General features: G+C 57.1%; 25 protein-coding genes and 1 pseudogene. 11 read left to right on the forward strand and 15 right to left on the reverse strand.

Annotated features, from left to right (window positions below):
- Together B9Y55_RS04370 and B9Y55_RS04375 are read left to right on the forward strand one after the other, a co-directional pair.
- On the forward strand, window positions 1–464 hold a 464-nt coding region (locus B9Y55_RS04370), incomplete at its 5' end, for an IS66 family transposase (protein ID WP_143340808.1).
- A 233-nt stretch (window positions 465–697) separates the two neighbouring features.
- Entirely contained in the window at window positions 698–1135 is a 438-nt protein-coding gene (locus B9Y55_RS04375) for a hypothetical protein (protein ID WP_143340809.1), read from the forward strand.
- An 89-nt stretch (window positions 1136–1224) separates the two neighbouring features.
- On the opposite strand, the gene B9Y55_RS04380 is transcribed toward B9Y55_RS04375, so the two are convergent.
- From B9Y55_RS04380 to B9Y55_RS04430, 12 genes and pseudogenes are all read right to left on the reverse strand, one after another.
- Window positions 1225–1485, reverse strand: a complete 261-nt coding sequence (locus B9Y55_RS04380; RefSeq protein WP_085544151.1) for a Synerg-CTERM sorting domain-containing protein — start codon at window positions 1483–1485, stop codon at window positions 1225–1227.
- 210 nt (window positions 1486–1695) lie between these two features.
- Window positions 1696–3729: a methyl-accepting chemotaxis protein gene (locus B9Y55_RS04385; RefSeq protein ID WP_085544152.1), complete on the reverse strand. Its 2034-nt coding sequence runs from the start codon at window positions 3727–3729 to the stop codon at window positions 1696–1698.
- Window positions 3730–3800: 71 nt separating this feature from the next.
- Window positions 3801–4118, reverse strand: coding sequence for an energy-coupling factor transporter transmembrane component T family protein (locus tag B9Y55_RS04390; RefSeq protein WP_085544153.1), 318 nt, complete (start codon window positions 4116–4118; stop codon window positions 3801–3803).
- A gap of 12 nt (window positions 4119–4130) precedes the next feature.
- Window positions 4131–4325: an energy-coupling factor transporter transmembrane component T family protein gene (locus B9Y55_RS04395; protein WP_085544154.1), complete on the reverse strand. Its 195-nt coding sequence runs from the start codon at window positions 4323–4325 to the stop codon at window positions 4131–4133.
- A complete protein-coding gene (locus tag B9Y55_RS04400; RefSeq protein WP_085544155.1) occupies window positions 4318–4851 on the reverse strand; it encodes a carboxypeptidase regulatory-like domain-containing protein in 534 nt (177 codons plus the stop codon). The genes B9Y55_RS04395 and B9Y55_RS04400 overlap by 8 nt, the downstream gene beginning before the upstream one ends.
- Window positions 4848–5465, reverse strand: coding sequence for a cobalt transporter CbiM (gene cbiM, locus B9Y55_RS04405; RefSeq protein ID WP_085544156.1), 618 nt, complete (start codon window positions 5463–5465; stop codon window positions 4848–4850). Before cbiM ends, B9Y55_RS04400 begins: the two co-directional genes overlap by 4 nt.
- Before the next feature lie 170 nt (window positions 5466–5635).
- The gene (locus tag B9Y55_RS04410) at window positions 5636–7732 is read right to left on the reverse strand and encodes a diguanylate cyclase (protein WP_085544157.1); all 2097 of its coding nucleotides are present in this window, start codon (window positions 7730–7732) and stop codon (window positions 5636–5638) included.
- Window positions 7733–7779: 47 nt separating this feature from the next.
- The gene (gene pheA / locus B9Y55_RS04415; RefSeq protein WP_085544158.1) at window positions 7780–8853 is read right to left on the reverse strand and encodes a prephenate dehydratase; all 1074 of its coding nucleotides are present in this window, start codon (window positions 8851–8853) and stop codon (window positions 7780–7782) included.
- Between the two features lie 12 nt (window positions 8854–8865).
- The gene (locus B9Y55_RS04420) at window positions 8866–9408 is read right to left on the reverse strand and encodes an NADase-type glycan-binding domain-containing protein (protein WP_085544159.1); all 543 of its coding nucleotides are present in this window, start codon (window positions 9406–9408) and stop codon (window positions 8866–8868) included.
- Window positions 9405–10616 carry a methyl-accepting chemotaxis protein gene (locus tag B9Y55_RS04425; RefSeq protein WP_407641444.1) on the reverse strand — a complete coding sequence of 404 codons (1212 nt, stop codon included), beginning with the start codon at window positions 10614–10616 and terminating at the stop codon, window positions 9405–9407. Before B9Y55_RS04425 ends, B9Y55_RS04420 begins: the two co-directional genes overlap by 4 nt.
- Before the next feature lie 33 nt (window positions 10617–10649).
- Window positions 10650–11141, reverse strand: a pseudogene (locus B9Y55_RS13705) (PDC sensor domain-containing protein); the annotation flags it as partial.
- A gap of 42 nt (window positions 11142–11183) precedes the next feature.
- Window positions 11184–11546: a PDC sensor domain-containing protein gene (locus B9Y55_RS04430; RefSeq protein WP_085544161.1), complete on the reverse strand. Its 363-nt coding sequence runs from the start codon at window positions 11544–11546 to the stop codon at window positions 11184–11186.
- A 202-nt stretch (window positions 11547–11748) separates the two neighbouring features.
- Between B9Y55_RS04430 and B9Y55_RS04435 the strand changes: the two genes are divergently transcribed.
- From B9Y55_RS04435 to B9Y55_RS04445, 3 genes are all read left to right on the forward strand, one after another.
- A complete protein-coding gene (locus B9Y55_RS04435) occupies window positions 11749–12267 on the forward strand; it encodes a GAF domain-containing protein (protein WP_085544162.1) in 519 nt (172 codons plus the stop codon).
- Window positions 12268–12277: 10 nt separating this feature from the next.
- Window positions 12278–12826 (forward strand): DJ-1 family glyoxalase III, encoded by a 549-nt coding sequence (locus B9Y55_RS04440; protein ID WP_085544163.1) that lies wholly within the window; start codon window positions 12278–12280, stop codon window positions 12824–12826.
- Between the two features lie 202 nt (window positions 12827–13028).
- A complete protein-coding gene (locus B9Y55_RS04445; RefSeq protein ID WP_200806620.1) occupies window positions 13029–13847 on the forward strand; it encodes a Fic family protein in 819 nt (272 codons plus the stop codon).
- A gap of 56 nt (window positions 13848–13903) precedes the next feature.
- Here the strand turns inward: B9Y55_RS04445 and B9Y55_RS04450 are convergent, their stop codons facing one another.
- On the reverse strand, window positions 13904–14317 hold the full coding sequence (locus B9Y55_RS04450; protein WP_085544165.1) for a type II toxin-antitoxin system HicB family antitoxin: 414 nt from the start codon (window positions 14315–14317) through the stop codon (window positions 13904–13906).
- Window positions 14318–14338: 21 nt separating this feature from the next.
- Entirely contained in the window at window positions 14339–14440 is a 102-nt protein-coding gene (locus B9Y55_RS13710) for a type II toxin-antitoxin system HicA family toxin (protein ID WP_200806621.1), read from the reverse strand.
- A gap of 445 nt (window positions 14441–14885) precedes the next feature.
- Between B9Y55_RS13710 and B9Y55_RS13200 the strand changes: the two genes are divergently transcribed.
- The 6 genes from B9Y55_RS13200 to aroB all read left to right on the forward strand — a co-directional run bounded on the left by B9Y55_RS13200 (window position 14886) and on the right by aroB (window position 21037).
- Window positions 14886–15041: a hypothetical protein gene (locus B9Y55_RS13200; protein ID WP_159448227.1), complete on the forward strand. Its 156-nt coding sequence runs from the start codon at window positions 14886–14888 to the stop codon at window positions 15039–15041.
- A gap of 95 nt (window positions 15042–15136) precedes the next feature.
- Window positions 15137–16174, forward strand: a complete 1038-nt coding sequence (aroF, locus tag B9Y55_RS04460) for a 3-deoxy-7-phosphoheptulonate synthase (RefSeq protein ID WP_085544166.1) — start codon at window positions 15137–15139, stop codon at window positions 16172–16174.
- Window positions 16150–17013, forward strand: coding sequence for a prephenate dehydrogenase (locus tag B9Y55_RS04465; RefSeq protein ID WP_085544167.1), 864 nt, complete (start codon window positions 16150–16152; stop codon window positions 17011–17013). Before aroF ends, B9Y55_RS04465 begins: the two co-directional genes overlap by 25 nt.
- The gene (gene aroA / locus B9Y55_RS04470) at window positions 17013–18308 is read left to right on the forward strand and encodes a 3-phosphoshikimate 1-carboxyvinyltransferase (protein WP_085544168.1); all 1296 of its coding nucleotides are present in this window, start codon (window positions 17013–17015) and stop codon (window positions 18306–18308) included. Before B9Y55_RS04465 ends, aroA begins: the two co-directional genes overlap by 1 nt.
- Before the next feature lie 4 nt (window positions 18309–18312).
- Window positions 18313–19470 (forward strand): chorismate synthase, encoded by a 1158-nt coding sequence (gene aroC, locus B9Y55_RS04475; RefSeq protein ID WP_085544169.1) that lies wholly within the window; start codon window positions 18313–18315, stop codon window positions 19468–19470.
- Entirely contained in the window at window positions 19463–21037 is a 1575-nt protein-coding gene (gene aroB / locus B9Y55_RS04480; protein WP_085544170.1) for a 3-dehydroquinate synthase, read from the forward strand. Before aroC ends, aroB begins: the two co-directional genes overlap by 8 nt.
- A gap of 9 nt (window positions 21038–21046) precedes the next feature.
- On the opposite strand, the gene B9Y55_RS04485 is transcribed toward aroB, so the two are convergent.
- Complete coding sequence (locus B9Y55_RS04485; RefSeq protein WP_085544171.1) at window positions 21047–21499, reverse strand: Lrp/AsnC family transcriptional regulator; 453 nt, start codon at window positions 21497–21499, stop codon at window positions 21047–21049.
- Between the last annotated feature and the right edge of the window lie 42 nt (window positions 21500–21541).

Below are 21541 nucleotides of genomic sequence, written 5' to 3' on the forward strand. Positions count from 1 at the left end.
AGAGGGACATAAAGGACCTGAGCCCAGAGGAAATACACTCTAAGCGCCATGAACTGGCAAAACCGGTTCTTGACGACTTTTTGTCGTGGCTCCAGTCTTTTGATGACCTCCCTAAAAGCCACTTCGGCAACGCCGTAAAGTACACCCTAAACCAGTGGGAATCTCTGCAAAACTACCTTCTTGACGGGAGGCTTGAGGCCTCCAACAACGAGGCAGAAAGGCTTGCAAAGAGCTTTGCCGTCTGCAGAAAAAACTTCCTGTTCTCGAACACTCCGAGAGGGGCAAAGTCCAGTGCCTTGATACTGACCATAGTAACAACGGCCATGGCAAACGACCTCAACCCCTATAGGTATCTGGTCTACCTCTTCCAAAAAGCCCCCAACCTAAACCTGGTAGACCCAGAGCAACTGGAACAGCTCATGCCCTGGAACACCCCTGAATATATTAGGCTCGCAGCGGAGTAAGCTCGCTGCGAGCTTTTTTTATGACAAGATTATCCCATCTGTTGCCGAGATAGTCGATGTACTGCTAGGTTTGACGCTTACATTACTCTCCCTTAGAGACCCTTATTATGGCCTACGTCTCCGAAAAGGGACTCGGGGATCTAAAAGAAAAAGGACGTAAGATGTTTCTCCCAGGGGTTAAAGGTCGCAATATCTATTTTCAACGAAACGCCTTTCTGCTAGGACGATATGCATTGAAGAAGAAGGAGGAGGATCAGGGCCAATCGGTCGTGGCGATCCTTTTCAGGGATTGCGATGGAACCAGATCCTCTCCTAGATCGGAGTGGGATGACAAACGAAACTCTATAGTTTATGGCTTCGAAAAGGCTGGTCTGAGGACAGGGGTTGCAATGGTCCCCAAGACAAAATCCGAGTGCTGGTTACTCTGCGCTGTCCAGGAGGATAGCTATCGTGACTGCGGTAGATTTGAGGAGCTCTCGGGTAACGATTCGAGCGAGAAAGGAGCGCCCAAAAAGGTATTGCAGAAAACCTTAGGCGAAGAGGGAACGTCGGAGCTTTTGAGGGACCTGATCCATAATGGGACGATAGACCCCATTCGAATAGACATGCCGAGTTTCAACGTCTTCAAAAAAGATCTTGAGGAAGCGATCAGGGTTGCTATGAAAGAATAACACAATACAGATAGCCCCCATCGATGTGAAATAGGGGCTATCTGGCAAAAAAAATCATGGCTTGCATTGTTAAAATTTTATTTTTATCCCTACCGTCTCTTCAACAAAACAAGCGGCGTGGTTAGAAGGATCAAAGAGAGCGACGGTATCCCCAAGTTGCAGCCGCTGCTGCTTTTCTCGCTGGCCTTTTCCCCGAAATCTGCGGTGACGTCGCCTGTCCCAGCTGACTGGATGTCCATGGAAACCGTCTTTTGGGATGACGAGAAATCGAGACGGGTCAGGTCGATCCTTCTTTGATTGTCGTTTTTTATGGCCGTCCAGTAGAGGTCTAGGTTTTTCAGGTCGTACACTTAAGACACCTGTAAAAACTCTAATCCTCGGAGAGATCGTTCCGACGGAGCCCATTTGAGCCCGTATATTCGACCGAAAGGGGGCACAGGACGTGCCCTCCGAGGTGGTTCGTACGAAACAGGCAGGTCGAGTATACGATTGGGCGAAACAGGGCGCAGGCGGGGCGGTCTCTCCGAGGGGACTCAAAAGTGGGTTTTTAGAGATCCCCTTTAGTTCTTTACCGCCAGTCCTGATCCTTTTGTGTGGAACTTTTTGAGCTCCGTCTCTATGGACTGGGCCAGCTTCGCCAGCTTCTCCGCCTCTTTTGCCACGTTCTCGGAGGCCTGGGCTGTCTCCTGGGAGGATCCCTTTATGGAGCCTACCTTCTCCGCCATCTCCACGGTGGACTTGGACGCTAGATCCACCGCACTGGCCATCTCGTTGGACGACGCAGCCTGTTCCTGGGAGGTCGCGGCGATGTTCTGCATGGCCCCGTTGACGGTCTTGATGCTCTCCAATGTCCGTTCGAGGCCTACTCTGGCCTCCGACGCCTTGCCTACGGTCTCCTTCATGACGGCCTCGTTTTCTTTGGTTATGGATATAGATTCTTTGGCCTGTTTCTGGAGGTCTCCTATCAGCACGTCGATATTCCCCGCCGCGTGGCCCGATTCCTCCGCCAGCTTTCGGACCTCCTCGGCGACCACGGCGAAGCCCCTCCCCGCCTCTCCTGCCCTGGCTGCCTCTATAGCTGCGTTGAGGGCCAGCAGGTTGGTCTGATCGGCGATGGAGTTTATGGTGTCGATGAAGCCGGTTATCTTCTGGACCGACTCGGCCAGGCTGTTCATCTTTTTGACGGTCTCCTCGGACTTCTTGCCCACTGACTCGACTCCGTCTATGACGATCGACACAAGCTTAACCGCTCCTTCGGCGGTTTCAGTGGCGGTGGCTGTGGCCTCGGTTCCCTGGGTGGCCGAATCGGCGGCCATGTGGGCGCTGGAGGAAACCTCCTCCACTCCTGCGTTGGTCTCCTCCAACGAGGCGGCGTTGGTCTCCGCCAGGGCCACCATCTCCTGGACCGCCTGTTTCACCTCGTCCATTGAGGCACTGGTCTGTTCGCTAAGCGCCGCAAGGCCTGATGAGCTGGTGCTTATGTGGGTGGACTCTCCCGCCACGTGTTCTATGGTCGACCTAAAGCCGTCAACCATATCGGCGAGGGCCAGTATCATGTGCCCCAGTTCGTCCTTTGCCCTGTAGCCTATGGACCGTGGGTCCACCGTCAGGTCTCGGTCCTTTATGGACGCCGCCATGGTGGAGACCTTTCTCAGGGGAGAGGCTATTCCCTTATAGGTCAGGACCACGGTGATCAAGGTGGTTATCAGGGCGACGAGGGATATTATAAGAAGTGGTACGGTCAAGGACCTCACCAGAGAGACTATGGCGCTGTGAGGGTACAGTATGGCCAGCGATATCCCCCAGGGAGTCGAGGTGTAGAAGGCGGTGTGCCGTCCGTTCAGGTCCACCTCTAAGGCTCCTGTCTGGCCTGAGGTCATCCGCCGTCCTAGCTCCGCCACGTCTGGCTCTGACTTATCGGTGAGCTTTACCTTCATGACGTCCTCTTCCACCGGCCCAGCTATGACCATTCCCTCGCCGCTGAGGAGCACTCCCTTGCCCTGTCCTAGGATGGTGAGCTTTTTGGTGAACTCCACAAGATGGTCTATCCCTACGTCCGCACCGACGGCGCCGATCAGGTTGCCCTGGTCGTCGTGGATCAAGGTGCTGAGGGATATGACCGGCTGTTTGGTGGTTACGTCGATATAGGGCTCGGTGACCCCTATTTTGCCCTTGCCCAGCTTCTGGGCCAGGACGTACCAGCTTCTCTTCCTTGCGTCGAAGCCCTCAGGTGCGACCAGTCTGTGGCTCGTGGCGAAGTCTCCGTTGCTCTCGAAGCCGAAGTAAAGGTCCTGGAAACCCCGTTTTGAGTTTCGGCCCAGAGATTCGACCATGACGTCCTGCATGTCGGTGAAGCTCCTTTTGCCCTCCCGCCACGCCTGGGCTATTGCCATGGCGTTGTTGTCGATGATCCCCGCCAGCATGTCGAAGTGCTCCTTGACGGTCTCCGACGCTCCTCTGACGGTCTCCATTCCCGTCTCGTCCACCTGGTTTCTGAGGATACTGTCCCCTCTGATGAAGGTCGTACCTCCCATGCCGACAAGGGTCAGCACCAGTATGACCAGCAGTAGGCCAAACCTGTGACGTATAGTCATGTCCTCGCACCTCCTGAATATATGAGACCTGTAACATTCTCTGTCTCTCGATTATATCCCAAAGGAATGGCCTATCTCAAGAAATATCCGTCAAACCCCCTTAGCGTAAGGGCGTCGTTCACCCTCATGGATCGGTCGTAGCTCTTTACCAAAAGGGAGCCCACCAGGGAAGCGGCGGTCTTTAGTCCCATTTTTGATAGTCCCGGCCTGTATCCTCTTAGTATCGCCGCCTCGTGGATACGCCTTTTCTCGTCGGCTATGACGTGGACGTACCGGGAACAGAAGTGGAGGAGCATCACCAGCTTAGAGGGCAGCCCCAGGTCTCTGAGTCCCTGGAGGGTCAGGTGGAGAGGGCTTGTTCCCAGAAGTCCCATGAGGACCATCACCATGGCGGTGCCCTTTTAGGTTATGACCGCCGCCAGCCTTTTAGCCACGTCGATGGCCTTAAACTTTCCAAGTGCCACCAGTATCAGGCCGTAGGCCACCATAAAGGCGGCGGTCCTGATCTGGCCCGATACCGAGGCCGCCGCAGAGATCGAGAAAGCCAGGATTATCTTCCACCTAGGGTCTATCCTGCCGAGGAGCGAATCAGCCACGGCTCCTTCCCCACATAAAGGCCCCCACCAGCCCCACTATATACCCTATGCCTCCCAGTATCCTCGGGATATCCGGCTTGGTCTGGGCCTTGTGGAGGTCGGAGATCATCTGTCTGAGAGGGGCTATTTCCGCCGCCACCGCCTTCTTTATGTCCTGCTCAGATATTCCAGAGATTGTCGAGGGAGCCTCTTTGGCCTCCGCCGCAGGCTCCGGGGCGGCCTCTCTGGCTATGTCCTCGTGGGCGACGTGCCCCATTCCGGCGTTGACGGTGACCTTGGCGGAGGTCGTGCCAGATAGTATGGCTACCGAGAAGGCACCATCTCCGTCGGTCTTGCCCTCCCCGACGGTTGCTCCGTCCGACTCAACGGTGACGATAGCATCCGCTATGGCTTCTCCGGTGCTGTAGAACGCCTCTCCTGTCACTGCGTGCCCCTCGAAGTTGGCCATCATGAGGACGTTGTGTCCGAAGGCCGGGGAGACGGTGAGGCAAAATACAAGGGCTATAAGGTAATACGCTCGCTTCACAGCAGTTCACCGCTCTTTCTTCCAATCATGTTAGGCCTTGTCCGGGCCAGAAATCCTATGGCCATAGCTCCCACCACTCCCTCTATGAGGGCTACCGGTATGTGGGACCACACTATGAGCTTTGCGGCGACCGTAAAGTTCTCTCCCGTCAGGGCAAGGGCTCCGGCGGTCATTACCGCGGTGAGCAAGACCCCTCCGACACCGCAAAGAAAGGCCCCTGACAGCAGTCCCCACTTGCCTTTTGAAACGAAGATCGCCCTGAAGACCGCCCCGAAAACCAGCCCCGGGAAGGCCATGTCCATCACGTTGACCCCCAAGGTCGTCAGGCCGCCGAACTGAAACAGCATCGCCTGTAAAAACAGGGCGACCAGACAGGCGGGAAACACCGCCCAGCCTAATATGGCCCCCGATACGCCGTTCAGCAGCAGATGGACGCTGGACGGACCCACCGATATGTGAATCAGCGAGGCCACGAAGATGCCTGCCGAAACGATGCCTGTGGCTGGAACGTCCTCCGCCTTGATGGACCTCAGTCCCTTGACGGTGAAGCCCAGGGTAAGGGCCGCCCCTGCCGCCAGAACCGGAACGGACAGAACCCCCTCGGAAATATGCAAAAAGCTCACCTCCTGAAGTTTAGCCCCTATAACAGGCCACGGAGAGCATACAACGGCGTGCCATTTTTGCAACGGTTTTGTCAAAACGTAACACGTGTTTCGCCGTTTTCGCTGTTTTGCAAAAACAGGACCCCTCGTATCCCTGTGGGATGAGGGGTCCTGTCAGGCTTTTAGTCTCCCGGCTGCCAGGTCTCCAAGAACGAGGCGAACCGCTCCGCCCAGATCGGGTCGAACTGGGATCCGGCGCAGGATCTTATCTCCTCTATAGCCTCGTTATGGCTCAGTACCGGTAAGTACTCTCTGTGAATCATGGCCTCGTAGCTGTCAACTAAGGACATTATGCGGCTCTCAAGGGGGATGTCCTCTCCCGAAACAGGGCTTTTTCTCAGGGGATAGCCTTGACCGTCCCACCTCTGATGGTGGTGGAGAATGGGGTCCGCCAGGTCCGACAGATTGGGGACGGCGAAGGCGATGCGGTAGCCTATCTCCGGGTGGCTTCTGACCTCCCTCATCTCCTCGTCGTTCAGAGGGCCTTTCTTGGCGAGGATCTCGCTGTCTACCCCTATAAGGCCTATGTCGTGGATAGCCGCAAGGCGGACCATCCTCTTCCTGAAGAGGCCGTCTATTTCGGGAACGGTTTTGAGGAAGCGGTCCATTATGTCCCGACACCGGTCCATGTGGCTTGTCCTCCTGTTTTCCCTTTGCTTTATGGTCTTCAGGAAGAACTTTAGTATTCCTCCTCTGGCGTCCTCCCTCTGGACCTCCTTTAGGGCGTACATCCTATCGTCCGCGTCTTTCACTATCTCGTCTATCGACCTAGCGGCGGCGTTGCCGCTGGCGGTTCCCCATGCCATGTACAGGGGGATATCGATGTCATCGGAGTTGGCCGAGGAGACTATATCCCTGAACCGTAGGTCTACCCCGGAGCCGTCGTTTTGGGGCATTATGACGGCGAACTCGTCCCCTCCGATACGGGCGACGGTGTCTTGCTCCCCTGCGATCTCCAGAAGGACCTCTTTAGCCCTCTCTATAAGCCTGTCTCCCCATTTGTGACCCATGCCGTCGTTTATGAGCTTAAGGCCGTTGACGTCGCACATGACCACCGTGACCGGGTCCATGTGCCCCTTGCCCAGCTCCCTTATGGTCTCCTCGAAGAACCGCCGGTTGTGCAGGCCGGTCAGGGAATCTCGGATGCCCTGTTCCCTTATCTCATCTATGGAGGTACGAACCTCTTCCTTGAGGTACTCTATGGCCTCCGCTATATCTCTAAGCTCTTTGGGAAGAGGGGAAAGCCTGGAGCTCTCAATAGGAGAATAATCCCCCTCCGCCACAGAGGAGAGGCTGTCGGTGAGGGTGTCCAGAGATCGACTTATCCTTCTCGTCAGGGACAGGAAAAGCGCCAGCCCTATTAGCGACAGCAACGCCAAGGCGGCAGTGGTGGCCTTTACGAGCCTCGCTGTCCCTGCGCGGATTTCACCCAGAGAGAGCGATCCTCCAACGAAGAGGTCGCTTCCCGGAATCGGCATGACGTAGGTCAAGGTCTCGGATTCTTCCTCCTCTACCATAAGCCCCCCTTCCTCCTTGGCTTTGGCGACGTCGAATTGAGTGTGATTGTGAGGGTCGTATGGTTTAAAGTCGTCTCCTAAGGGACATCCCATGCCGTCGAAAAGCTGAAAGGTCCCTCCGCTGCCGAACCTCTGTTTTGAGAGCAGGTTTGACAGGTGGGCGATTCTGACCGATCCGAACACCAGGCCGTCGAAAACGCCCTTTTGATCCAACAGAGGAACGGAGAAAATTATTATAGGCTTGTTTCTTACCCTGCTGATCAACACCGACGATACCCACTCCTTGCCCTCCATGGCGGCGAGAAAGTAGTCGCGATCGGTTAGAGATATGTCGGTGGACTCGACCACTCCGCTAGCGCTACTGACTATCGGTCTTCCTGCGGTGTTCACGTAGACCATGTCCATAATATCGGTCCTGTCGGTAGCTATGGTTTGAAAGTCCATCTCCATCGTCTGGAAGTCTCTCGACCTTACCGAGGAGAGCCCCGAGATCACCCGGATCTCCTCCATGGTTGTGCCTATCCATCTAGCCATGTGGCCAGCCTGGAGGGTGACTGCGTTTTTCATGACCTCCGACGCCGATTCTTTTGCGTTGGTCAGCTCACGATGGGCGAAGAGAAATATAGGAAGGGCGGTCACCAGCATAAGGACCACCATGACCATGGCGAAGGATTTTTTTACGCTGTTAGGAAATGGGCTCAATAGAATCCCTCCTGAACTTGAATATCAGTGCCCATCTATTTTACAGTCTAACCTCCGAAAGGGACAGTCAGGTCCGAGGGATATGAGCCTAAAACCCTGATCCTCAGGCACTTTTTCCCCATATCCTCCATGGCCTGGGACAGGGATTCGATGTCCCCCTCCATGTCCAGGAAGAAAAGGTACTCGAAGGGATTTCCGGGCATGGGACGAGACTGGATGGCCGTCAGGTTTACGCCACAGCTTCTGAGAGGGTCCAGGGCGTCCAATAGGGACCCGGGCCTGTGGGGAACGGAAAATAGGATGGATGACTTGTCCCCTCCGGTCCTCTTGGACATTTTTTCCCCCACGACCCAGAACCTGGTGGTGTTGTGGGGCTGGTCCTGGATATCCTGTGCCAGAACCCGAAGGCCGTTTATTTCCGCCGCCTTCGCACTGCACACCGCCGCTGTCCCCCGCTCTTTCGCCATGTAGGCCCCGTGGCTGGTGGTGACCACCGGGTTTTTAGCGGCACCGGGAAGATGCTCCTCCAGCCACAGTCTGGACTGGGCCAGGGCCTGAGGGTGGGATACCACCTTCTCTATCTCACCTATGTCGCAGCTCGCCGCCAGGACGTGCCTTATGGGAAGGGCTACCTCCTGGAGTATGGCCATCTTCGGAGAGGTCTGGGCGAAGCCGTCCAGGGTCCCGTAGACCACCCCTTCGACGGTGTTCTCCACCGGAACTATCCCCATAGTTGCCTTGCCCGTCTCCACCGCCCGAAAGACCTCTCTGGGGCCAGAAACGAAGAGCCCATCCACAGATGACCCAAGGGCTTTCTCCATGGCTTGCTGGGAGTAGGACCCCTCCGGTCCCATGCAGGCCACGACGGGTCGGCACTGCATCGACCTGCACAGGGAGATGATCTCTCTGTGTATCCCAGCCAGGGCCTCCTGATCCAGGTCGCCGTTGGCCTCTTTGAACCTGCGTATGACCTCTCTCTCCCTGGTCGGGTCGTACACCGGAGCTGTCCCCTTGGCCCTGCCTATCTCCACAGCTACTTTTGCTCTGCGGCCTATAAGCTCCGCCAGAGAGCGGTCTATCTCGTCGATTTTACCCCTCAAATCTTCCAGTTCTTTGTTCAAAAAAATTCCCTCCTAGTGACTTCCCCATCTGGTCTCCTCGAAATCGGGCCAGATGGACGATACGCAGGTGTCTTTATATTTTCGACCTCTGTACACGTCCAGAATTGTGAACTTTATCCACGTAGGTTTCACCACGTAGGGAAAGGATATTCGCTGAGTTCCCCTCTGGTCCTTCAACTGGACCTCCATAACCACCCCGCAGGAGGTCTCTATTCTCGCCCTTTTCACCCTGTTGTTATCAAGAAAGGCCTTCTCGCTTTTGACGTAGCCGTTCTCTACAACCATGGATTTGAGGGCGTAGGGATTGCCCCACTCCATGAGGATATACTCTCCTATGCCGTCTCCCGGGACTCCCTCGCACCACGTGGTCTGTCCTGTGGGGTTGAGCAGATTTTCCGGGCCGTAGGTGAATTTCCCCTGGGGAGACAGAACGGAGGAGACGCAGAACCTGTATCCATCCACGAGCTCGGTGTATATGGCCTCACTGCACTTTCCCCACGATGGACCTGCCGCTAGGATCAGGGATATCGCCAGAGCTGTGATTCTCGTTTTCATCTCTTCACCTCCAGGCTTTGATTGTCGATTCTTTCTACCTTGAACGCCCCTATCTGTAGCCTCAGTGTCCCCGAAAGGATCGACAGGTCCTCCGCCCCTAGAGCGACCCTCTCTGCGGAGGTGCTGACCTCGGTCATCTGAGTCCGAATTACGTCCACCGATCCAGCCGCAGCCGCCACTTGGGAGGCTATGTTCTGGACCGCCGAGGCTATCTCCTCGCTGGACGCCGACTGTTCCTCCGATACCGCAGCCAGATCGTGGATGGCCATGGTTATGTCCGATATCTCCTCCATCATGGCCCTGATGGTCTCGATGGTCTCGTCGGCCAGGTCGCTGGACTGTCTGGATCTGGTGGCGTTACTCTCCGAGGACAGGGCAATCCTGTCCAGGTCGTCGGTTATCTCCCCAGCCAGGTCGGCTATCTTACGGGCCGATACGTTGCTGCTCTCCGCCAGCTTTCTCACCTCGTCGGCGACGACGGCGAACCCTCGGCCAGCCTCTCCCGCCCTTGCCGCCTCAATGGCTGCGTTTAGAGCCAGCAGGTTGGTCTGGTCGGCGATGGTCCCTATCTCCTGGACGAAGCTCTGAATCTCTCTGGCCCTGTCGCTGAGTCCTTTGACCTCACCTGCGGCGATCTCCGATCCTTCTGCCACAGCCTTTATGCTTCTAGCCACCTTTTCCGCCGCCTCGGCGCCGCTCTCCCCTGCTGCCTTTGCCCTGTCCGCATCGGAGGCCATCTCGACGTTTTTCCTGGAGGAAGATTGGGCCCCGCTTGCGACCTCCTCAACGCTGGCGTTGATCTCCTCGCTGGCGGTCGCCAGGCTCTCTACCTGGAAGGATATGTCGTTGACACCAGCCCGAGACTCCTCGACTCCGGCGTTGGACTCCTCCGCCAGGGCGGCGAACTCTTCGGCGGTCGTGCCGAGTTTTTCCGCCGCTGAGGCTATGGCCCTGACCGCTTCCCTCTGGTTGGCGATCATGGCGGAAAAGGCGTCGGCCATGATCCCTATTTCGTCTTGGGAGCGGACGTTAAAGTCCTCTCTCGTTATGGTCAGGTCTCCGTCTCTGGCCATAGAGGCCAGATGGACCACCCTTTTTATAGGCCTGACTACCTGTCTCACTATGAGCCACACAAGGACCGCTATTAAGAGAGCCCCCGCTAGAGACACGATGAGGGACAGGGTCATTACCCGTACCGACGAGGCCATTACCTCGTCCTCCCTGAGGACCACCCCAAGGCTCCAGGGCGTATCGGTTCCTATGACCTGGATCGGTGCGAAGGCCTTCAGGGTGTTTTGGCCCAGCGACTGGGACCAGGCGACCTCCAGAAAGGACTCTCCCGACTGGATTCTTCTAAGCGTGGCAGCCCCGACCTCTCCCTTAAGCTCTCCGGCTATCTCGCCGATCCTTGCCTTATCCGGGTGGCTGGCTAAGGTTCCGGTGTAGGACATCAGCCTTCCAAATCCCGTCTCGTAGAGTTTCATCTCGCCGATAATCCCGTCGATAGGGGCCATGTCCAGATCCACCCCCACCACACCAATCCTCCTCCCCTCCGCCTCAAGGGGAATAACAAGGCTGAGAACGACCTCGTTTATCTGACCGTAGAAATAGGGCTCTGTGAGGCTGGCTTTGCCGCCGTTCAGCGGAACGAAATACCAATCGTTATCATCTCCACGGCCGTAGCCAGCGAGAACTACCAGGAGTACACTACCCCCATCCCTGCACCAGTAGGGAACGAAACGTCCCGTCCCGTCGTGTCCTTCGGCTCCTGCGAATTAGCTGTCTCTGCCGTCGAATGAGTTGGGCTCCCAGCAGCCCCAAATCCCGTTGAAGTTGGGGTTTCCCCGGAGGGTCTGAGCCATGATGCGGTTTACCTCGTCTCTGTCCAGTCTCCCCGATTCCCTCATTCCGTTGATTATGTTGGCCATTCCTCTGGTGGCCTCCATGGCCATCTCCAGTTCAACCCTGATCTGGTTGGCGTATTCCCTGGACATGGAGAGAGCCAGTTTGTGAGCCTGCTCCAGACTCTCTTTGCGGTTCATGTACGTCGAGATCCCCACCACCACCGCCAGAACCAGCAACACCGACGCTAAAATCAGCGCCGTTATCTTGCACTGTAGACCTGCTTTGCATCTCACATTTGACAGCTCCCTTCATGGTCCAAGGTGTTTCACATATTTGAAGTGTTTAGTCTCGTAGGTCAATGATACACTATTTTCTTTTGAGAAAAAAAGTCTGGGGCCTCCCAAAAGGCTGGTTATTGGTTGTCATGTTTCTTCTTGGTCTATAACGACGCTCCTTTAGGGTGTTAGAATGTCCCTATGAGAGGAGTGATCGTTCATGTCCAAGGAAATTCTCAGGATAAAGGCGGAAACGCCGACCCAGCTTTACAACTACGTAAACGCCAAACTTATCGGTTTGATCTGCGAAGAGCCGGACCCTCTGGCAAACCTAGCCAACGCCGCGGCTCTGCTCTATTTGCTTCTGGACGACCTGAACTGGGCGGGTTTCTACCTGATGAGGGAGAGTGAAAATGCCCTGGTGTTGGGGCCATTTCAGGGGAAACCGGCCTGTACCCGCATCCCCCTGGACAAAGGCGTCTGCGGCGCCGCAGCCCGAACGGGGGAAATTCAGATCGTGCCGGACGTGCACCTTTTCCCGGGGCACATCGCCTGCGACGGGGCCTCTGCCTCGGAGATCGTTATCCCTCTGATACGAGAGGGCCGAGTCCTTGGGGTTCTGGATCTGGATAGCCCTACCAAAGGGCGTTTTTCTGCGGAGGATGGGCAAGGACTTTCAAGTTTCGTCGAGACTCTCCATAGGTATGTTGCCTGGGATGAGCTCTTCGCTGGACGGTAGGAGGGATAACATGATCGAGGTTGCGGTTTTTCTTATAGACGGTTTCGAGGAAACAGAGGCCCTCACGACGGTGGACATACTTCGTAGGGGGGATGTTGGCGTGACCATGACGTCACTCAACGGAGGGACGACGGTGAAGGGCAAGCACGGTGTGTCTGTACTGGCGGACGCCCTTTTCGACGACGTGGTTGACCGTCCTTTCGACATGCTGGTGGTTCCCGGCGGGACTGTGGCCTACACCGAGCACCAGGGCCTTTTAGACCTCGTGGTCCGTTACGACTCGGAGGGCAAAAAGTTGGCCGCTATCTGCGCCGCCCCTGCGGTCTTCGGCAAGGCCGGAATCCTGGAGGGACGGAAAGCGGTCTGCTATCCCGGCATGGAATCGTGGCTGACCGGGGCGACCATAGGGTCGGAGACGGTGGAGACCGACTGCCACATCACCACCGCCAAGGGCCCCGCCATTACCCCTTTCTTCGCCCTGAGGCTCCTGGAGATTCTGAGGGGAAAGGAAGTTGCGGAGCAGGTCTCAAGGGCATTTTTGATCCCCATGGTCCGGTGAGGTTTCATAGCGCCAAGGGCGTTTTCATAGCTGGTAACCTAGCAACCTAAATAAGGTCTTTTATTCATGGTAAGCATTCAAAACACAACTCTCTCTCCTTGTTGTTTAATGCTTCAGCTCTGACCTCCACTCTTTTGTCAAATAAAAAGCCTCAATCAAATATTTTTTAAACCCTTAAGGCACCAAAAAAAGCAAAGAATAATTGATTTTGATAGGAGTTTGGGTTAAAACTACTAAGTTACCAGCTATGAGGGCGTTTTTAGAGGAGATACCAAAGATGATGAATTTTATTAAACTCGACGCCCTCAAGCAAAAACTTGATTCCTATCGTCCACTGTTGCCGGAAATAGTCTCTAATTTACACGACGATCTAGTCCTTCGGTGGACTTACCATTCCAACGCCATCGAGGGTAACACCCTCACGCTGAAGGAGACCAAAGTGGCTTTGGAGGGGATAACGGTCGGGGGAAAAACCATTCGGGAACACTTTGAAGTGATCAACCACAGAGAGGCGATCTTTTTTGTGGAGGATCTGGTAAGAAAACGGGAACCGTTGTCGGAACGGCAAATAAAGTCGATTCATCAACTGATCCTGAAAAATATCGACGATAAAAATGCCGGCGTCTACAGAAAGACGAACGTCATAATATCCGGTGCCGACCATGTACCCCCTGATGCCCTTTGTGTGGAAAGCGAGATGGAGGGCTTTATCCAGTGGTATCGGACCGAGGGTCTCGCTCTTCACCCAGTGGAGCGGGCCGCCCGTGTACACGGTGAGTTCGTCAAAATCCATCCTTTCGTGGATGGCAACGGTAGAACGTCAAGGCTGATTATGAATCTAGAGCTAATGAAAAGCGGATTCCCTCCAATCGTTTTACCTGTGGAGAGGCGACTGGAATATTACGAGGCTTTGGACTTGGCTCACACCAAGGGCAATTACGAGCCTTTTTGGGGGTTAATCTCAGAGCTTGCGGAAGCAGGGTTTGAGCCCTACTGGTTTGTGTTGAGAGTAGCCCCATGAGCATAGCACAAAGGCCTTGGAGCCACGTCCAGGGCCTTTGTGCTATGGTTCAGCGGTTAGGGTGTCTTTTCGTCTATGCCTAGATGTCTTTTTAACCCAGCCTGGAGTATGTGGGAATAGTTAACGCCCTTTTCTTTTGCGATCTTGTCGAGCCAAAAGGGTATGGTGAGGGTCTTCTTAACCGAGCTCTGCATGACCTTTTCCCTGATAATAGGCATCCAGGTGGTTATTAAAACCGACGTTTGATCTTTCTCCAGATTAATGTCCCTTATTTTGGATGCCGCCGGTATGGGGTCGCCGTCCTCGATCATACAGAAGAGGTGCCCTCCGAGGGCCTCTTTCGCCATTTCTATGGCATCTTCCTCGTCGTCGCCACAGGAGACGCATCCAGGGAGATCGGGGAAAAACACCCCGATTCCTCCGTCGTCGTAGAACTCGAAGATAGCGGGATAGGTATAGCTTTCTTTCATTTTAGATGCCTCCTTTTTGCGTTAAAATTTTAAGCCAGATTGTTTTTCTATGCTTTTAAGAGTGCCCTTTTTTAGGTCTTTATTGGGATGCGGCACGGTCATTTTGCCTTTTTTAGGGTCCACCCATCTCTTTCGAGCAGTTTGATAATTTCCCTCGATGAGTAGCTTCTCAAGACCGCACCTCCTATGAGGATATTTTAGTATGTGTTCATAGCACGTGTCAAGGTTTTGGCTGGCTAAATTAGGAAATCTCTAAAAGGGACCTCTGAAACTCTAATCCTCGGAGAGGTCGTTCCGACGTAGCCCAGAGCCCGTATGCTCGACCGAAACAGGGCACAGGACGTGCCCTCCGAGGCGGTTCGTACGGAACAGGCAGGTTGAGTATACGATTGGGCGAAACAGGGCGCAGGCGGAACGATCTCTCCGAGGGGACTCCAATGTGAGTTTGTAGAGGTTCTCTAAGGATGTTTCTCGCCCCACCCCCCTTGACAAATCCTCGAAACCCTGTAAAATTCTTCGCCAACATACACCTGCACGGAGAGACCGTGGACGAAAGGAGTGAACCCCGATGACCAAGGCAGCTATCGGAACCCAGATCAGCTCTATGAACAGCTTTTATAGCTTTAGCGGCAGCCAGTGGCGTTATTACGTCAGTGGCTATGGTGTTTTGGAAATCCGTCATCGGGACCTGCCGCCGGGCGACCTCTTTGTGTTAGGGGTATAGTACTCTAGGCGTACAGTAGGGCCGGAAACCGGATTTTCATCCGGGTCCGGTCCTTTTTTTGTATTTATTTTTTTGTGAGATAGGAGGATTTTGCCGTGATAGTAGTCCAGTTGAAAGACCATTGTTCGAGCCTCGATATAGCCAGGGTGTGCGATCATCAGGAGAGAAGGGGCGGTCAGGTCAGGGTGGTTTCCGGTCCTCAGGGGCCCTGCGTGGTGTCCGATGGCACTGGTGTCGATAAGTCACTGGGCCAGCTTCCTTCGGTCAAGTCGGTCTCCTCCACCAAGAGCTCCTACCCTATGGCGAGCCTGGAGGTCTTCGGGCCCCAGAAGCCCCTGGATCTGGGTCGGGGAATGAGCATCGGCGGCGGCAAGATGGCTGTCATGGCAGGGCCCTGCTCGGTGGAGAGCCGGGAGCAGCTTCTTGAGACCGCCAAGGGCGTGGCGTCCTCCGGCGCATCGGTCCTGAGAGGAGGGGCCTTCAAACCTCGATCCAACCCCTACTCCTTCCAGGGCATGGGGGTCCAGGGAATAGACCTGCTCAAAGAGGCCAGGGAGGAGACCGGATTGCCTATCGTCACCGAGGTGATGTCCCCCGAGGACGTAGAGTGGCTGGCCCCTCAGGTTGACATACTCCAGGTTGGGACCAGGAGCATGCAGAACTTCCCCCTTCTCAAGGCCCTTGGAAAGGTTCGCACACCGGTGTTGCTCAAGCGGGGGATGTCCGCCACGGTGGACGAGTGGCTCCAGGCGGCGGAGTACATTCTGGCGGGAGGTAACTCCCGGGTCATTCTGTGCGAGAGGGGGATCAGGAGTTTCGACAAGAGCACCAGAAACACCTTGGACCTCAGCGTTATACCTCTGGTGAAGTCTATGAGCCACCTTCCGGTGATAGTCGACCCCAGCCACGCAACAGGCAGGAGGGATCTCGTGGCCCCTATGTGTATGGCAGCGCTGGCGGCTGGGGCGGACGGCCTTATCGTCGAGGTCCACTCAAGGCCCGAGGAGGCCCTCTGCGACGGTCCTCAGTCACTGGACCTTCCGGCCTTCGATCATCTCATGGGACGGATCTCCCGACTTATGGAGGCCCTTGAGCCGGAGGCCACGCCGTGGAGCTTGAAGGTAGCCATGTAGGGATACTGGGGCTGGGGCTCATGGGAGGCTCCGTCGCGTCGGGGCTCTCCCGCTGGGGAAAGCTTAGGTCCCTCTCCGCCTGGGACGAGGACGGCCAGTCCCTGAAGTCAGCCCTCTCCATGGGTATCATCTCAAGGGCCGCTGAATCCCTTGAGGACCTGATTCGCCTCTCGGAGGTGCTCATCCTGGCGGTTCCCATGGACCTCATGGTCCCCCTGTCTCGGCTGGGAGCTCCTCACGGTTCAGGTCTTAAGGCGGTTTTCGACATCTCCAGCGTAAGAGGGGATATCCATCAGGGCCTAGGGGAGATCTGGGGAGAGCCCCACATGGGATTTCACCCCATGGCTGGCTCGGAGAGGTCGGGCCTGGATAACTCCTCCTGGGAGATGTTAAGAGGGGCCACGGTGGCCCTGATCCCGGGAGAGGGCACAGGGCAGGAGGTTATCGCCACAGCCCACCGGTTGGCCCAGGCGCTGGACCTACGCCCTATGGAGATGACCTGGGAGGACCACGACAGGGCGGTCGCCTGGGTGAGCCACCTGCCGATGGTCCTCGCCACCGCCCTGTCCCTCGGCGCAGGTGAGGCGACGGAGGCTGTGGATCAAATACCCTATCTGGCCGCAGGGGGATTTCGGGACACCTCAAGGGTCGCTTGCTGTTCTCCCTGGCTTCTTCCACCGCTGTTGGAGCATAACGGCGAGCTTGGTCCAGCCATAGACAGGGCGATAGAGATACTTAAGGAGATAAAGGATTGGGACCGCTCGACGGCGGTTCAAAGGACCTCTCAGGGCGCTTCCTGGAGGAATTACATAGTTGACGGACCAGGGAGGTCACGGTGATGGGTGCTGTAAATTCGGTAAAGGTGGTTCCAGGCTCGGTTAGAGGGACGGTGGAGGTCCCAGGGGATAAGTCCATCTCTCACAGAGTGGGCATGATAGGGGCCCTGTCCAAGGACGGTATAGAGGTCACGAACTTCTCACCTGGGGCGGACTGCTCCAGCACCTTGGAGTGCGTTAAAGCCCTAGGGTGCGACGTGGTCAGGTCCGGCGACAGCGTGAAGGTCTCCAGAGGTAAGGGCCTGTCGGACCCATCGGCACCTTTAGACGCCGGAAATTCCGGCACCACCGCCAGGCTAATGTGTGGCCTTCTGGCTGGAGTCCCAGGGACCTTCTCGGTTATGTCGGGAGACGAGAGCCTTCAGGGTCGTCCTATGAGTCGGGTCGTGGACCCTCTGAGGATACTGGGGGCGAAGATAGACGGCAGGGACGGAGGAAAGAGGCTGCCTCTGGCCATAAGGGGGACCAGGCTGACCGGTGGGCAGTACGTTCTACCGGTTGCCAGCGCCCAGGTCAAGAGCGCCCTGCTTCTGGCTGGATTGTCGGCCCAGGGGAGCGTAACTGTGGTGGAGCCCCTTCCCACCAGGGACCACACGGAGATAATGCTGGAGCACCTGGGCGTCCCGGTCCGAAAGGACGGGGGCTCGATCACCGTCTACCCCTTCGACGACCTGCCAGGGGGATCCTGGAGGGTTCCGGGAGACTTCTCCTCCGCCGCCTTCTGGGCCGTGGCTGCGGCCATCTCCCCGGGATCGGAGGTCTCCCTTATAGGTGTGGGGCTGAACCCTACAAGGTCGGGGCTTCTCGAGGTGCTTAAATCCATGGGCTTGGACTGCTCGGTCATGTCGCCCAGGACCCAGGGCGGGGAGATGGTGGCGGACCTTGTGGTCAGGACCTCCGTCCTCAGCTCTGTGACGGTGGGAGAATCCCAGGTTCCCTCTATGGTGGACGAGCTTCCGGTTTTGGCCGTCACCGCCACCCAGGCGTCCGGTACCACCGAGATAAGGGGGGCCTCGGAGCTTCGAGTCAAAGAGTGCGATCGAATCGCCGCTGTGGCCGAGGGTCTCAGGGCCATGGGAGCCCAGATCGTCGAGCACGACGATGGCTGGACCATCCCTGGAGGCCAGGCCCTTCACTCGGCGGTGGTGGACAGCCACGGGGATCACCGTATAGCCATGGCTATGGCGGTCGCGGCGCTGGTGGCCGACGGTCCGGTGGAGATAAAGGGATCGGACTGCGTCGCCATATCCTACCCCGACTTCTTCAGCCATCTTAACTCCCTCTCGGAAGGGAGGTAGTCCTATGGCCCTTCGTTTTTTGAGCGCAGGGGAGTCCCACGGAAGGGGCTACACCGTCATAGTCGAGGGACTTCCCGCTGGCCTTCCGGTTTCCCTGGAGCTTCTGTCCTCCGAGCTCGCCAGGAGGCGGAGGGGCTGGGGCAGAGGCCCCAGAATGGCCCTGGAGAGGGACGTCATAGAGGTGTGGAGCGGCCTTAGAGACGGCCTCACCACCGGAGCCCCTCTATCCATCTGTCTGGATAACACCGAGTGGCGGTCCTGGAGGGGCGCCATGGACCCCCATCAGGTGGATCAGCAGGCTCAGGATAAGGTGGTGTCCTGCCCCAGGCCCGGCCACGCCGACCTGCCCGGGCGGCTCAAGTACGGGCACCTCGACATGAGGAACGTCCTGGAGAGGTCCAGCGCCAGAGCCACCGCAGGATGGACCCTGGCGGGAACTGTGGCGAGGGCCCTCCTGATCGGCCTCGGTATTCAGGTTCGAGGGGCTGTCACCTCCATCGGGGGAGTTCATCTGGCGGACCCCAGCTCTGATGAGGAATGGGCCAGGGCGGTCCGGTCCAATATGGGCTGTCCAAGGGAGGCCGACGAATCCCCCCTTATAAATAGGATAGATTCGGCTAAGGAGGAGGGCTACAGCTTGGGCGGGACCTTCGTGGTGTCCATAAAGGACATGCCAACAGGGGTCGGATCCTACGTTGAGTGGGACAGGAGGCTGGACGGCCGACTCGCCGGGGCTCTTATGTCCATTCCGGCAATAAAGGGGGTCTCCCTTGGGGACGGCTTCGACCTGGCGGACAGGCCGGGCATAGAGGCCCACGACGAAATCCACCTGGAGGGAGAAGCCCTGATCCGTCGGACCAACAGGGCCGGAGGTATCGAGGGAGGCATGACCAACGGCCAGGAGGTCATGCTCAGGGCCGCCATGAAGCCCATACCCACCATGAAAGATTCCCTCCCCTCGGTGGACCTGTCCACCATGGAGGCCCATAGGGCCCACGTCGAGAGGTGCGACGTCTGCGCCGTCCCGGCGGCCTGCGTGGTGGGAGAGGCCATGGCGGCCTGGGTCGCCGCCTCGGCCATAGTTGAACAGTTCGGAGGTGACAGGTTTGAAGACCTTAGCAGAAGGGTCCAGGATCACAGGAGCAGGATCTCCAATGGCTAGTGGGCCCATCTTCCTGGGAGGGTTTATGGCCGCCGGTAAGACCTCCGTCGGGCAGGCCCTGTCGTCTATGACCGGGATACCCTTTGTGGACCTTGACCAGATGGTCGAGTCCCGGGCGGGAACCTCGGTTAAGGATATCTTCGCCACCTTAGGAGAGCCCTGCTTCAGGGAGCTCGAGTCCTCCTGCCTCAAAGAGGCCGCCCATTTGGGGACCGTGTTGGTCGGGCTGGGGGGAGGGGTCCTCAAGTCCAGGGATAACGGGGAGCTTATCAGGCAGAGGGGCAAGCTGGTTATCCTGGACGTGTCGCCGGAAAAGGTCAGGGAGAGGGCCGCGAATCAGCCGGGGAAGAGGCCTCTGCTGGAACAGGGAGACCTAGAATCCCTGTGGCACAGCAGAAGGGAGCTCTATAAAGAGGCGGATCTCAGGGTGAACACCGACGACCTGACGGTGGACCAGGTGGCCATGGAGGTTAGGTCAAGCCTGGACCTCCCCAGCAAGGAGGATCATCGCAGGGTTTTAGGGAACGACTGCACAGGCAGGGTTATCGTCGGCAGAGGGATGTTGCCCCGGCTCAGGGAACTGGTCTCCGGCGGCTTATACGTGGTCGCCGACGAGATGACCGGTTCGCTCTTTCCCGCCCCTGAGGGTATAAAGGGTATGTCGATCCTGCCCAGAGGGGAAGATGCCAAGACCTTAGGCCAAATAGAGAGGCTCTACGGCGACTTCGCCGCCGCCGGTGTGGATCGGCACGACACGGTGGTGGCCATCGGTGGTGGCTGTGTGGGCGACTCGGCGGGCTTCGCCGCCGCCACCTGGATGAGAGGGCTAAACTTGGTTCAGTGTCCCACCACACTTCTGGCCCAGGTGGACAGCTCCATCGGCGGCAAAGTCGGTGTAAACCTGCCTCAGGGGAAAAACCTCGTGGGGGCCTTCCATATGCCCAAGCTGGTTCTGGCCGACGTGGACTGCCTGTCCTCCATGAGCTGGAAGGACTACCGGCAGGGACTGGCGGAGGTGGTCAAGTACGGCCTCGGAGAGGACAGGTCGCTGTTTGAGTTTCTCGAGGCAAATTCCGCCTCTCTCAGGGACCGCTGTCCAACTGTCCTCGCTGAGGTAGTGGCCCGGTGTGCCGCCATAAAGCTGGACATAGTTCAGGAGGATCAGAGGGAGACGGGGGCTAGGGCGAGATTGAACCTGGGGCACACGGTGGGACACGGCCTCGAGGCCGCGTCGGACTACCGAGGCTGGAGCCATGGAGACGGCGTCTCGGTGGGGATGATGGTCGTCACCGATCTGGCCTGTAGGCTGGAGCTGTGCTCCGGTGAGACGTTCCACAGGCTCGGTGGTCTTCTTGTGTCCCTTGGGCTCCCTACAAGGCCCGACCTCCCATGGTCCGCCATAGCCCCTCACGTGGCCAGGGACAAAAAGTTTAAAGGCGGCTGTCCCAGGCTGGTCCTCCCCGACGACCGGGGAACCTCGGTGATATGGGAGGGGCCTATCTCAGAGCTGGAGCGGTCCTACGAGGAAATGTTCAGCCTAGAGGTCAATCTAAAGGACGGCTCTTAGAGCCGTCCTTTAGATTTTTAGGTCCTTCTCGATGGAGGACAGAACTATGGAGGTGCACAGCTTGCCTATTCTGGTCAGCTCTCCGAGGATCCTCTCAAGGTCCTTTATCGACCTGGCGACTATGTCGACGTAGTAGTCGTCCTGTCCTGTGATGCTCAGGCACCTTATGACCTCCGGTATGGCGGTTATCTTGTCCGCCAGGTAGGGGTCGGGGTTTTTGAAGTCCGTGGACATGGCGGACATGGCCCTGATCGGAAAGCCCGCCTTTTCCGGGTCTATCCTGGCCCCATATCCCATGATTATCCCGACGCTCTCCATTCGCCGGACCCTCTCTATGGCCGCCGGGGCGGAGAGGCCCACTTTCTTTCCTAGCTCCCTGAAGGAGATCCTGCCGTTTGCCTGAAGCTCCCTGAGGATCGCCAGGCCGGTGTCGTCCAGTAGGTTGCCGTCTTTTATGGTCATATTGTCCTCCCTCTTGCTCTCAAACGTAAAGTTATAGCCGGA

The sequence above is a fragment of the Dethiosulfovibrio salsuginis genome (assembly GCF_900177735.1).
Lineage (GTDB): Bacteria > Synergistota > Synergistia > Synergistales > Dethiosulfovibrionaceae > Dethiosulfovibrio > Dethiosulfovibrio salsuginis.